At 65.6% G+C, this 11,984-nt stretch carries 14 protein-coding genes; 10 read left to right on the top strand and 4 right to left on the bottom strand.

Annotation, left to right across the window (positions count from 1 at the left end; genetic code table 11):
* Positions 1-56 precede the first annotated feature (56 nt).
* From trmB to trpB, 10 genes are all read left to right on the top strand, one after another.
* Entirely contained in the window at positions 57-773 is a 717-nt protein-coding gene (gene trmB / locus BUA54_RS13400; RefSeq protein WP_072857759.1) for a tRNA (guanine(46)-N(7))-methyltransferase TrmB, read from the top strand.
* Positions 774-894: 121 nt separating this feature from the next.
* A complete protein-coding gene (gene aroA, locus BUA54_RS13395; protein WP_072857758.1) occupies positions 895-2,247 on the top strand; it encodes a 3-phosphoshikimate 1-carboxyvinyltransferase in 1,353 nt (450 codons plus the stop codon).
* Positions 2,244-2,852 carry a (d)CMP kinase gene (locus BUA54_RS13390; protein ID WP_072857757.1) on the top strand — a complete coding sequence of 203 codons (609 nt, stop codon included), beginning with the start codon at positions 2,244-2,246 and terminating at the stop codon, positions 2,850-2,852. The genes aroA and BUA54_RS13390 overlap by 4 nt, the downstream gene beginning before the upstream one ends.
* Positions 2,853-3,009: 157 nt before the next feature.
* On the top strand, positions 3,010-3,528 hold the full coding sequence (locus BUA54_RS13385) for a glutathione peroxidase (protein ID WP_072857756.1): 519 nt from the start codon (positions 3,010-3,012) through the stop codon (positions 3,526-3,528).
* Positions 3,529-3,709: 181 nt separating this feature from the next.
* Entirely contained in the window at positions 3,710-4,342 is a 633-nt protein-coding gene (locus tag BUA54_RS13380; RefSeq protein WP_072857755.1) for an NAD(P)H-dependent oxidoreductase, read from the top strand.
* 214 nt (positions 4,343-4,556) lie between these two features.
* A complete protein-coding gene (rpsA, locus tag BUA54_RS13375) occupies positions 4,557-6,236 on the top strand; it encodes a 30S ribosomal protein S1 (RefSeq protein WP_072857754.1) in 1,680 nt (559 codons plus the stop codon).
* Between the two features lie 286 nt (positions 6,237-6,522).
* Entirely contained in the window at positions 6,523-6,804 is a 282-nt protein-coding gene (gene ihfB / locus BUA54_RS13370; protein WP_072857753.1) for an integration host factor subunit beta, read from the top strand.
* A gap of 36 nt (positions 6,805-6,840) precedes the next feature.
* Positions 6,841-7,209: a LapA family protein gene (locus BUA54_RS13365; protein WP_072857752.1), complete on the top strand. Its 369-nt coding sequence runs from the start codon at positions 6,841-6,843 to the stop codon at positions 7,207-7,209.
* Positions 7,210-7,212: 3 nt separating this feature from the next.
* Positions 7,213-7,854 carry a phosphoribosylanthranilate isomerase gene (locus BUA54_RS13360; RefSeq protein ID WP_072857751.1) on the top strand — a complete coding sequence of 214 codons (642 nt, stop codon included), beginning with the start codon at positions 7,213-7,215 and terminating at the stop codon, positions 7,852-7,854.
* A gap of 64 nt (positions 7,855-7,918) precedes the next feature.
* Positions 7,919-9,145, top strand: a complete 1,227-nt coding sequence (trpB, locus tag BUA54_RS13355; RefSeq protein WP_072857750.1) for a tryptophan synthase subunit beta — start codon at positions 7,919-7,921, stop codon at positions 9,143-9,145.
* Positions 9,146-9,160: 15 nt separating this feature from the next.
* Here the strand turns inward: trpB and BUA54_RS13350 are convergent, their stop codons facing one another.
* The 4 genes from BUA54_RS13350 to pth are packed head-to-tail and all read right to left on the bottom strand — an operon-like array spanning position 9,161 to position 11,933.
* Complete coding sequence (locus tag BUA54_RS13350; RefSeq protein WP_072857749.1) at positions 9,161-9,817, bottom strand: DUF4893 domain-containing protein; 657 nt, start codon at positions 9,815-9,817, stop codon at positions 9,161-9,163.
* On the bottom strand, positions 9,814-10,188 hold the full coding sequence (locus BUA54_RS13345) for a DUF2237 family protein (RefSeq protein ID WP_072857876.1): 375 nt from the start codon (positions 10,186-10,188) through the stop codon (positions 9,814-9,816). The genes BUA54_RS13350 and BUA54_RS13345 overlap by 4 nt, the downstream gene beginning before the upstream one ends.
* A 39-nt stretch (positions 10,189-10,227) precedes the next feature.
* Positions 10,228-11,256 carry a DUF2332 domain-containing protein gene (locus BUA54_RS13340; RefSeq protein ID WP_072857875.1) on the bottom strand — a complete coding sequence of 343 codons (1,029 nt, stop codon included), beginning with the start codon at positions 11,254-11,256 and terminating at the stop codon, positions 10,228-10,230.
* Between the two features lie 5 nt (positions 11,257-11,261).
* Positions 11,262-11,933: an aminoacyl-tRNA hydrolase gene (pth, locus tag BUA54_RS13335; RefSeq protein WP_072857748.1), complete on the bottom strand. Its 672-nt coding sequence runs from the start codon at positions 11,931-11,933 to the stop codon at positions 11,262-11,264.
* Positions 11,934-11,984: the final 51 nt, after the last annotated feature.

Below are 11,984 nucleotides of genomic sequence, written 5' to 3'. Positions count from 1 at the left end.
CGCAGCGCAGTCAAGGCATGGTTGCAGGGCGGGGCGTCTGACGCTAAAGCGCGCCCATGCAGAATGACAGACATCCCTCCGGCGCCCCGTGGCGCAACTTCTACGGTCGGTTCCGCGGCAAGACGATCCGGTCGAGCCAGAAGGACTATCTCGACAACGATCTCGACGCCCTGTCGCCGGGCCCCGTCGGTTGGGACGTGAATCCGGACCGGGTGCCTCTCGATCCGGCAACCATCCTCGGAGGTCGGCCGCTCTGGCTTGAAATCGGTTTTGGGGCCGGAGAGCACATGGTCGCGATGGCGCAACGCTATCCGGACATCGGCCTGATCGGCTGCGAGCCCTTCATCAACGGCGTGGCGATGCTGCTGGGCAAGATCCGCAGGGCTGAAGTGTCGAACCTCGCGGTCCATCCCGGCGACGTGCGCGATCTCTTCGATGTCCTGCCGGAGGGCTGCATCGAGAAGGCGTTCCTCAACTACCCGGACCCCTGGCCCAAGACCCGCCACCACCGGCGGCGGTTCGTGACGGCAGAGCATCTCGATCCGCTGTATCGTGTGCTGAGGCCCGGTGCGGCGTTTCGCGTGGCGACGGACATACCCGACTACGTCCGCCAGACGCTGGCCGAGGTACCGAAGGCGGGCTTCGTCCTGCAGACGGAGCTGCCGGACGGCATGGGCGTCCCCTGGGACGACTGGATTTCGACCCGCTACGAGATGAAGGCGCTGCGCGAGGGGCGCCGGCCGCACTACCTGACCTTCCGCAAGCCTGCGTGACGCCGTGCGGCGCTGTTGGCCCGTGCCGGGCCAAGGCGCCCCGCCCGCCGTCCCCAGAGGTCTCGACCCGGACCGGCGGCTGCGCTAAAGCGATCCCAGCATCCACGAAGGAAACCACCCTATGTCCGGCCATGGCACCCCCGTTCCGATGACGTCCCGCGCCTGCGGGCCGCTGACCGGTGTCGCGGAGGTGCCGGGCGACAAGTCGATCTCTCACCGGTCGTTGATCCTGGGGGCGCTGAGCGTCGGCGAGACGCGGATCACCGGCCTGCTGGAGGGTGACGACGTCCTTGACACGGCCCGTGCCATGCGCGCCTTCGGGGCGACCGTCACCGATCACGGCGGCGGCGCGTGGAGTGTGCAGGGCGTCGGCGTGGGCGGATTTGCGGAGCCGTCCGGCGTGATCGACTGCGGCAACTCCGGCACCGGCGTCAGGCTGATCATGGGCGCGATGGCCACCACGGGGATCACCGCGACGTTCACGGGGGATGCATCCCTTTGCGGTCGGCCCATGGGGCGCGTCACCGATCCGCTGGCGCTGTTTGGCTGCCGCGCCCACGGGCGGCAGGGCGGACGGCTGCCGATGACGCTGGTCGGCGCGGCGGATCCGGTACCGGTGCGATACGTCGTGCCGGTCCCGTCTGCACAGGTGAAGTCCGCAGTGCTGCTGGCCGGCCTGAATGCCCCGGGCGAAACCGTCGTGATCGAGCGCGAGGCGACGCGCGACCATACGGAGCGGATGCTGGCGGGCTTCGGCGCCGAGATCGATGTCGAACAGACCGACGAAGGCCGGGTCATCACCCTGCAGGGCCGCCCGGAGTTGCAGGCGCAGGTCATCGCGGTGCCCCGCGACCCCAGCAGCGCCGCCTTTCCGGTCTGTGCCGCGCTGATCGTGCCGGGGTCCGACGTGCTGGTGCCGGGCATCGGCCTCAACCCGACCCGTGCGGGTCTCTTCACGACACTGCGTGAGATGGGCGCCGATCTGACCTACGAGAATGAGCGCGAGGAGGGCGGCGAGCCGGTCGCCGACCTGCGGGCGCGGTTCTCGCCCGATCTGCACGGCGTCGTCGTCCCGCCCGCACGGGCGGCCAGCATGATCGATGAATACCCGGTGCTGTCCGTGGTGGCTGCCTTCGCGCAAGGCAAGACCGAGATGCGCGGCGTAAAGGAGCTGCGCGTCAAGGAAAGTGACCGGATCGACGCGATGGCCAAGGGCCTGCGCGCCGCAGGGGTGACGGTCGACGAAGGCGAGGACTGGTGGGTCGTGACCGGCCTCGGTCATGGTCAGGTCCCGGGCGGCAACACCGCCGAGAGCCGGCTCGATCACCGCATCGCAATGGCCTTCATGGTCATGGGCATGGCCACACAGCAACCCGTCAGCGTCGATGACGGCAGTCCCATCACCACATCCTTCCCTATTTTCGGCCCCCTCATGGCCAGTCTTGGCGCCCTTATCGACGGGTCAAAGGCATGAACTTTACCGTCGCCATCGATGGGCCGGCGGCAGCTGGCAAGGGCACCCTTGCGCGGGCGCTGGCGGCGCACTTCGGCTTCGCCTATCTCGATACGGGCCTGCTGTACCGCGCGGTTGGGGCAGGGGTGCTGGCAGGCGGGACGCCGATTGCCGTGGCGCGCGCACTGGACCCCGCCGATCTGGAAAACGACGCCCTGCGGACACAGGCGGTGGCCGATGCAGCCAGCCAGGTCGCCGTCATACCAGAGGTGCGTGCGGCGCTGGTCGCGTTTCAGCGCGACTTCGCCCGCCGTGACGGCGGCGTCGTCCTCGACGGACGCGACATTGGCACGGTGATCTGCCCCGACGCGGCGGTGAAGCTCTTCGTCACCGCCAGCCCGGACGTCCGGGCCGAGCGCCGATATCTGGAACTCGTCGCGCGCGGCATCACCGCCGACCGCACCGCCATCCTGGCAGAGGTGCTGGCCCGCGACGCCCGGGATCAGGACCGCGCCACGGCACCGCTCGTCGCGGCCGCCGATGCGACCCTCATCGACACGTCGGACCTTTCGGCGGAAGCTGCGGCGCGTCAGGCGATCGCGGTGGTGGAAACCCGCAGGCTCTGACCCGGCTGCCTTTCTTCAGTCGAAGAGATATCGCGGAGGACAGGAGCTGTGACCTCCTCGGTCCGGCCATGTCCCGAAGCAACCTGCGACGAACGACCCGCTTTCCTTCGCGCCGACCGGCGCTAGAATTGGGGTATGGTCAAAACATGAGGGTGCCATGCGATTGACGATGTCTGTGGTGCTGATGTGCGTCGCCGGGCCGCTTTGGGCGGCGTCGGATGCGGTGACGTTCCCGTCCATCGACGGCGGCACCCTGTCACTCGACGACTGGAAGGGGCAGCCGATCCTTGTCGTGAACACCGCGTCGATGTGCGGCTACACCCCGCAGTTCACGGCCTTGCAGGATCTGTACGACACCTATCGCGACCGCGGCCTCGTGGTGCTGGCGGTGCCGTCCGACGACTTCAACCAGGAACTCGGCACGGCTGCAGAGGTGAAGGATTTCTGCGAGATCCAGTATGGCATCGACCTGCCGATGACGGACATCACGCATGTGCGTGGCGACGCGGCGCATCCGTTCTACAAGGCGGTGGCCGCCAGCACCGGCTTCGCTCCGGGCTGGAATTTCAACAAGATCCTGCTGGACGGGCAGGGCAAGGTGGTGGGGACATGGGGCTCTCCCGTTGGCCCGATGTCGCAGGCCATCACCGCCCCGGTCGAGGCGTTGCTGAACTAGACCCGACCAAACGTAGATATTGCCGGCACATCTCTGAGGCCATCTGCTGATCGCCGGTACCGGGTGCAGCGTCGCACAGGCGGTGTGCGGCGCCGGGCTCTTTCGATCCGTCTGGGGGCCTTTAAGTGGGTGTCAGCGCCGCCCGCAGCGGGCGGCAATGACACTCAGAAAGAGACCTCACATGTTGAACGACCTGCTGAACTGGCGCTACGCCACCAAGAAGATGGACGCGGACAGATCCGTGCCGGAGGACAAGGTCGAGGCGATCCTCGACGCGATACGGCTGGCGCCGACCTCCAGCGGGTTGCAGCCCTTCGAGGTGCTGGTCATCACCGACCGGGACATCCGCGAAAGGCTGAAGGACGCCGCCTACGGTCAGGAACAGCTCGTCGACGGCAGCCACCTTCTCGTATTCGCGGCCTGGGACACCTATACCGACGCCCGGATCGACATGGTCCGCGACGAGACGGGTGCGGCCCGCGGCGGCGTGACCGAACGCCTGATGGACTACTACAAGACGCTGAAGGGCAACTACACCGCCCGCGACGCCGAGGTAAACTTTCAGCATGCGGCGCGTCAGGCCTATATTGCGCTTGGCGTGGCGATGGTCGCCGCGGCGGAACAGCAGGTCGATGCCACACCGATGGAAGGCTTCGATCCCGACACCTTCGATGCGGTGCTGGGCCTGCGCGACAAGGGCCTGCGGTCCGTGGTGATCCTGCCTCTGGGCTACCGCGCGACAGAGGGTGATTGGCTGAAGGACGCGCCGAAGGTGCGCCGCGATCGCGACCGGCTTTTCACGCGAATCGATTGACCCCCGCGGGGCTTGCGATAGCCGGCCCCACAGGATATAAAAACCGTGCTGAAGCGCCGAGACAGGTGCGGGCATGAGACTCGAGCAGGGTCGGTATTGCACCGGCCCTGTTGTTTTATGTTCGACTCGTCGCCGATGCCAAACCGCAATCCAAAGACCGGCGGAGACAACCGCTCGGCCCGTATAAAGCTCAAGATTAGGAAAACAGCGCCACATGGCAAGCAACACAAGCATGGAAGAATTCGAAGCCCTTCTGAACGAAAGCTTCGAAATCGATACGCCCGCAGAGGGCTCGGTCGTCAAGGGCAAGGTCATCGCGATCGAAGCCGGTCAGGCCATCATCGACGTCGGCTACAAGATGGAAGGCCGCATCGATCTCAAGGAATTTGCGGAACCCGGCGAAGAGCCCAACATCAAGGTTGGCGACGAAGTCGAAGTGTTCCTGCGTCAGGTGGAAAACGCCCGTGGCGAAGCCGTCATTTCCCGTGAAATGGCCCGTCGCGAAGAAGCGTGGGACCGTCTGGAAAAAGCCTACGCCGACGAAGAACGTGTCGATGGCGCGATCTTTGGCCGCGTGAAGGGTGGCTTCACCGTCGATCTGGGCGGCGCGGTTGCGTTCCTGCCCGGCTCTCAGGTTGACGTCCGCCCCGTGCGCGATGCCGGCCCGCTGATGGGTCTCAAGCAGCCGTTCCAGATCCTGAAGATGGACCGCCGCCGGGGCAACATCGTCGTGTCGCGCCGTGCCATCCTCGAAGAATCCCGTGCCGAACAGCGTGCCGAAGTCATCGGCAACCTGACCGAAGGTCAGGAAGTCGACGGCGTGGTCAAGAACATCACCGAATACGGTGCGTTCGTTGATCTGGGCGGTGTCGATGGCCTGCTGCACGTCACCGACATGGCATGGCGCCGTGTGAACCACCCGTCCGAGATCCTCTCGATCGGCGAGACGATCAAGGTGCAGGTCATCAAGATCAACAAGGAAACCCACCGCATCAGCCTTGGCATGAAGCAGCTGCAGGCCGATCCGTGGGATGCCGTCGAACAGAAGTACACGCTTGAATCCACCCATACGGGCCGCGTGACCAACATCACGGACTACGGCGCATTCGTGGAACTGGAACCGGGCGTCGAAGGTCTGGTCCACGTGTCCGAGATGTCCTGGACCAAGAAGAACGTCCACCCCGGCAAGATCGTCTCGACCTCTCAGGAAGTCGAAGTGATGGTGCTGGAGATCGACTCTGCCAAGCGTCGCGTCTCGCTCGGTCTCAAGCAGACCCAGCGCAACCCGTGGGAGGTGTTCGCTGAAACGCACCCCGAGGGCACCGAGGTCGAAGGCGAGGTCAAGAACATCACCGAATTCGGTCTGTTCATCGGCCTGCCGGGCGACATCGACGGCATGGTCCACCTGTCCGACCTGACCTGGGACGGCCGTGGCGAGGACGTCATCGGCGACTTCCGCAAGGGCGACATTGTCAAGGCCAAGGTCTCCGAAGTCGACGTCGAGAAGGAGCGCATCTCGCTCTCGATCAAGGCGCTGGACGGTGATCCGTTTGCCGACGCCATCGGCGGCGTGAAGCGCGGCTCGATCATCACGGTCGAAGTGACCAAGATCGAGGACGGCGGCATCGAGGTCGAATACGAGGGCATGAAGAGCTTCATCCGTCGCTCCGACCTGTCCCGTGACCGGGCCGAGCAGCGCCCCGAGCGGTTCGGCGTGGGCGACAAGGTCGACGTGCGCGTGACCAACATCGACTCCAAGACCCGCAAGCTGGGCCTTTCGATCAAGGCGCGCGAGATTGCGGAAGAGAAGGAAGCCATCGACCAGTACGGCTCCTCCGACTCCGGCGCGTCGCTGGGCGATATCCTCGGCGCCGCTTTGAAGGGCGACAACTGATCACGCTGTTCTGACGAACGGAAACGATTTAGGGCCCCGCCGGAGCAATCCTGCGGGGCCTTTTCGCGTCGAATCGCGCAATCGGCGGGGCGGGGGACTGCGCCGTGCATCGGCCGCCTGCGGGCGTCGACCCTCGTCGGCGGCAGATGGTTCGATTTATGCAATCGAGGCGGCGGCTTTTTGCACAATCACGGCGCCGCGACCTATTTCGTGAACCGCCGTTCCACCCTATAGTCCGGCAAGGGCGTGACTGCCCGTTCTGCTGTTTAGGCCTGCGGGGTTTCCTATGATTCGTTCCGAACTGATCCAGAAGATTGCAGAGGATAATCCCCATCTGTTCCAGCGCGATGTCGAGCGGATCGTCAGCACCATCTTCGACGAAATCACCGGCGCACTGGTGCGGGGCGATCGTGTGGAACTGCGCGGTTTCGGCGCGTTCTCCGTCAAGAAGCGTGACGGGCGCACCGGACGGAACCCGCGGACGGGCGAAGCGGTTGAAGTGGAAGAGAAACATGTGCCATTCTTCAAGACGGGCAAGCTGTTGCGCGACCGTCTGAATGGCGCTTAACCTTCGCCCAACCGACCCAACAAGGATCACGCCCCGATGAAAACTCTGAAATACGTCTTCTGGGCCATCGTGGCTGTGCTGCTGGTGCTGGTGGGTCTGGCCAACCGCGACGCAACGACGCTGCAGGCGATGCCTACGGCCTTCGCGAACCTTTTCAACATTTCGCCGGAAATCACGCTGCCGCTGTTCATCGTCATCTTCCTGTCGGTCGGTGCCGGCATGCTGCTGGGGCTGATTTGGGAATGGATCCGCGAATACCCCGAGCGGGTCGAAGCACGCGCGCGGGCGCGTGAGATCGACAGCCTGCGCAAGGAAGTGGCGCAGCTGCGTCTTGCTGCTGGCAGCCCGAAGAAAGGTGACGATGTCATCGCGCTTCTCGACTCGCCCAACCGTCGGATCGCCTGATCCTTGCCCGTTCGTATCAAGATCTGCGGCTTGCGCACCGCGCAAGACGTCGCCGCAGCCGTTGCCTGCGGTGCGGATGACATCGGTCTGGTATTCTTCGACCGCTCGCCGCGTCACCTGACGCTCGACGACGCGGCCGAATTGGCCCTGACCGTGCCGGTCGGGATCCGCAAGGTGGCGCTGACCGTGGACGCTGACGATGCCACGCTCGACGCACTTCTGGCGCGTGTTCCAATTGATCTGCTGCAGTTGCACGGCCACGAAACCCCGGACCGTGTGCAAGAGATCAGGCAGGGCACCGGGATTCCCGTGATGAAGGCCGTCGGCATCGCCGAGGCCGCGGACCTCGACGAGCTGGACGCCTACATGGCCGTGTGCGAGCAGGTGCTGGTCGATGCCAAGCCGCCACGCGGCGGCGTCCTGCCCGGGGGCAACGGTCTGGCGTTCGACTGGACGCTGCTGGAAGGGCGATCGTGGCCGGTGCCATGGATGCTGGCCGGCGGCCTGCGGCCGTCCAACGTGGCAGAGGCGATCCGCCTGACCGGGGCACCGCAGGTCGATGTCTCGTCCGGCGTCGAAAGCGCGCCGGGCGTGAAGGATCCTGACATGATCCGCGACTTCTGCGCCGCCGTCCGCGGCGTCTGACCGCCTTTACCCGGCGACGTGCCGGGTCTACTGCTATTGCGACACTTTTCACGGGGGACCGACGATGCCTGACGATCTTTTCAACAGCTTCATGAACGGCCCCGACGAAAAGGGCCGCTTCGGCAATTACGGCGGCCGTTTCGTGTCCGAAACGCTGATGCCACTGATCCTGTCTCTGGAAGAGGAATACGAGAAGGCCAAGACCGACGACAGCTTCTGGGCAGAGATGCACGATCTGTGGACCCACTACGTCGGCCGTCCCAGCCCCCTTTACTTTGCCGAACGGCTGACTGACCACCTCGGCGGTGCCAAGGTCTATATGAAGCGTGATGAACTGAACCATACCGGCGCGCACAAGATCAACAACGTGTTGGGGCAGATCATCCTTGCCCGCCGCATGGGCAAGACCCGGATCATCGCCGAGACAGGCGCTGGCCAGCATGGCGTCGCGACCGCCACCGTCTGCGCGAAGTTCGGCCTGCAATGCGTTGTTTACATGGGCGCACATGACGTCGAGCGCCAGGCGCCGAACGTCTTTCGGATGCGCCTTCTGGGGGCAGAGGTGATTCCCGTCACGTCCGGCCGCGGCACGCTGAAGGACGCAATGAACGACGCGCTGCGTGACTGGGTCACGAACGTGCGCGATACATTCTACTGCATCGGCACCGTAGCGGGGCCGCACCCCTATCCAGCGATGGTCCGCGACTTCCAGTCGATCATCGGCAAGGAAGTGCGCGATCAGATGCACGAGGCCGAGGGCCGTCTGCCCGATACGCTGATCGCCGCCATCGGCGGCGGATCGAATGCGATGGGGCTGTTCTTCCCCTTCCTCGACGACAAGAGTGTCAACATCATCGGGGTCGAGGCTGGCGGCAAGGGCGTCAACGCCAAGATGGAGCATTGCGCCTCCCTCACCGGCGGACGCCCGGGCGTGCTGCATGGCAACCGCACCTACCTTCTGCAGGACGACGACGGCCAGATCCTCGAGGGATTCAGCATCTCCGCCGGTCTCGACTATCCCGGCATCGGGCCGGAACACGCCTGGCTGCATGACATCGGCCGGGCGCAATATGTCTCGATCACGGATGTCGAGGCGCTGGAGGCGTTCCAGCTGTCCTGCGCGCTGGAAGGGATCATTCCTGCGCTGGAACCGTCGCACGCGCTGGCACACGTGATGAAGATCGCGCCCACGCTGCCGAAGGATCACCTGCTGGTGATGAACATGTGCGGTCGCGGCGACAAGGACATCTTCACCGTGGCCAAGCACCTCGGCTTCGACATGAAGATCTGAATCGACCGCTGCGGTCTAGCCGTCCGTCGGTGTCGGCGCGTCCGGCACCGTATCCGCCGGGATGTCAGGCGCCGGTTCTGCCGCAGGTCTGCGCCGCAGGTCGAGGATGTCGAGGTCGGATTCGAGCACCGGCTGCGGCATCAGGATGCGAACCCGGTCCGGCCCGACCTGCTCCGCGGCTCCCACGACGGGCCAGATCGTGCCGTCACCGCCCGCATCGGGCGGGAGGTCGGCGTAGGGCACCGGTGGCGTGTCCGCGACGTAACCGGTCCCGGTCAGCACCATTCTGCCATCCAGCAAGGATATCCGCCCGGTCAGGCGCTGCGATCCCGTGACCTTGTCCAGCGTGAACCCGCTTCCGTCCGGGGCGATCGTGCAGTCGAAGGGCGCGTAGACGACAAGCGGGTTCAGATTGCCGCCCAGCTTGAACATCCGACAGCTCCAGTCGCCCGGCAGCGTGGTTTCCAACGGTGCGACCGGTTGCCCCGACAGCACCTCCTGCAGCATATCGACATCGCCCAGACGGCCCCCGGCGAAAGCCTGCAGCAGGGCGGGCCCGACGGTGGCCTCGAAGGCATCAAGCCGTGCCCGATCCGCAGGGCGCAGCGCGACGTCCTGCGCCGTGGCCGGTCCGGGCAGACACAGGACTGCAAGGCAGGCGGCGCGGATCATTCCCGCGTGGCGTAGCGGCGCAGCACGTCCACCGGCACGATTTCCAGCGCCCGGACGTGGGTGGCGTGCAGGCTGACCTGCGGCGCGCAGCCTTCGTCATGGGCCTGCAGGAACCTGCTAGCGCACAGACACCAGCTGTCGCCCGGCTGCAGCCCCGCAAACCCGAATTCGGGCCGCGGTGTCGACAGATCGTTGCCGACGTATTTCGAGTAGGCCAGGAATTCCGCCGTCATCACGGCGCAGACCGTATGGCTGCCCTGATCGGCGGCGCAGGTGTCGCAGGCCCCGTTGCGAAAGAACCCGGTCATGGGCGCCGTGGAACAGGGTTGCAGCGTGCTGCCGAGGACGTTGAAGGAGGGGTCTTTTTCCATACCCCGGACCATAACGTGCCGGGCTTCGGTGCGAAAGGGTCAGTCGGGGGCGGTCCAGTCGATCCAGCGCCCGTGGAAGTCCATCCGCGCCAGCTGCACGGTGATGTCCCCCGGCCAAATCCGCAGGGTCAGCGCCGCACCCGGCGCATCGGTGCCGTCCGCCTCCATCCCCAGCCAGGCCAGCGGGTTGTAGGCGGTGGCAGCCGCACCGGCGGCCGCGATCCTGTCACGCCCCATGGCCTGCCGTTCGAAAGGAAAATACTGCCAGGCGATGGTGTGGTAGATCAGATGAAGCTGCCCCGGCACGTGGGTCAGGCGCGGGGTAAGGCCGTCGATCGCGTCCGCGCGGATCACCGGCCCGGTGGCAACCTTCATCGCCGCGCGGGTCAGGTCCATCCGGTGGGGCTGATCGGCCCAAAGGTAGGCTTGAAGCCGCAGGGCATCGTCCGGGACTGCGGGATTCAAAGGGTTCAGGTCAAAACCCGTGCGCTCGACGATCTGCGGGGCAGAGTCCGGCGGCAGCGGTCCCGTCCACGTGGGGGTCAGCGTCAACGCGGGCACCTGCGGTCCGAGGGTCTTGCCTGGCAATGCCAGCGCGAAATGGTCGAACATCAGGTTCAGCCCGCCGCTGGCGCCGAGTTCCGTCAGGCGGAAGGGCAAGGGGTGGCGGGCATGCAGCCAATGCGCCGCTGCGATGATCCCGCCAGCCCGTCGTACCTCGTTCGTCTGGGGCGGGCTGTCGATGAAGCGGTCGATTTCCGCAGCATGATCGGTCAGCGCGGCACCGACCGCGCGCCAAAGGTCCTCGTCGCTGACGTCATGCGGCGGATAGGCCAGCATCAGCGCGGCATCGCCTTTCAGGCGCAGGGCGTGCAGTGCGCCGCACAGGCGCAGAGGCACTGCGTCGGCCCGGTGTGACGGGTTTCCCGGCCAGGAAAAGATGCGATCTCGGATAGGGCCCGCCGGCCACTCCCGCGTGGCCAGAAGGGTGCAGAGGCGGGCAAGGAACGGCGAATCCAGATTGGCGCAGTGGGCGGCCTGCGCCGTGAAGGCCTGAACAACAGCCACCGGCGTCACCGGAAGCGGTCCCGGAGCTTTTCCATCGCGCTGCGCGTATCATCCGGTTCCGGCGCGGCCTCCGGTATCGGTTTTGCGGTCTTCGTGGTCGATGATCGCGCCGGCGCCGTGCGCAGGGCGATGGCATTCAGGAAACGATCGCCGTGGCCTGACACTAGCTCTGCAATGCCGTCCGAGATGCCGCGCAATTCGTCGTCCAGCCAGTCCTGATCGGCCTTGGAGAAGTCGTGCAGCACGTAGCCCGGCACCCGGTCCTTGTGCCCCGGATGGCCGACACCCAGCCGCACGCGGTCATAGTCCGGCCCGATGTGGGCATGGATCGACCGCAGCCCGTTGTGGCCGGCGTGGCCGCCGCCGGTCTTCAGCCTGACCTTGCCGGGGGCAAGATCGATCTCGTCATGAAAGACGACGACCTCGGCGGGGGCGACCTTGTGAAAGGCGCAGGCTGCCTGCACCGACCGTCCCGAATCGTTCATGAACGTGGTGGGCTTAAGAAGCAGGACCTTGTCGCTGCCGAACCGGCCCTCGGCAAGCTCGCCGTTGAACTTGGCGCGCCAGGGGCCGAAGCCGTGATCGGACGCGATCCGGTCAAGTGCCATGAATCCGATGTTGTGACGGTGACCCGCATATTGCGAGCCGGGATTGCCGAGGCCTACGAGAAGTTTCATGCACCCCAGATAGCCCGCACGCGGCACCGCGAAAAGGGCCGGATATGAAAA

The organism is Loktanella atrilutea, assembly GCF_900128995.1.
GTDB lineage: Bacteria > Pseudomonadota > Alphaproteobacteria > Rhodobacterales > Rhodobacteraceae > Loktanella > Loktanella atrilutea.
This window is presented reverse-complemented; position numbering and strand designations above follow the sequence as displayed.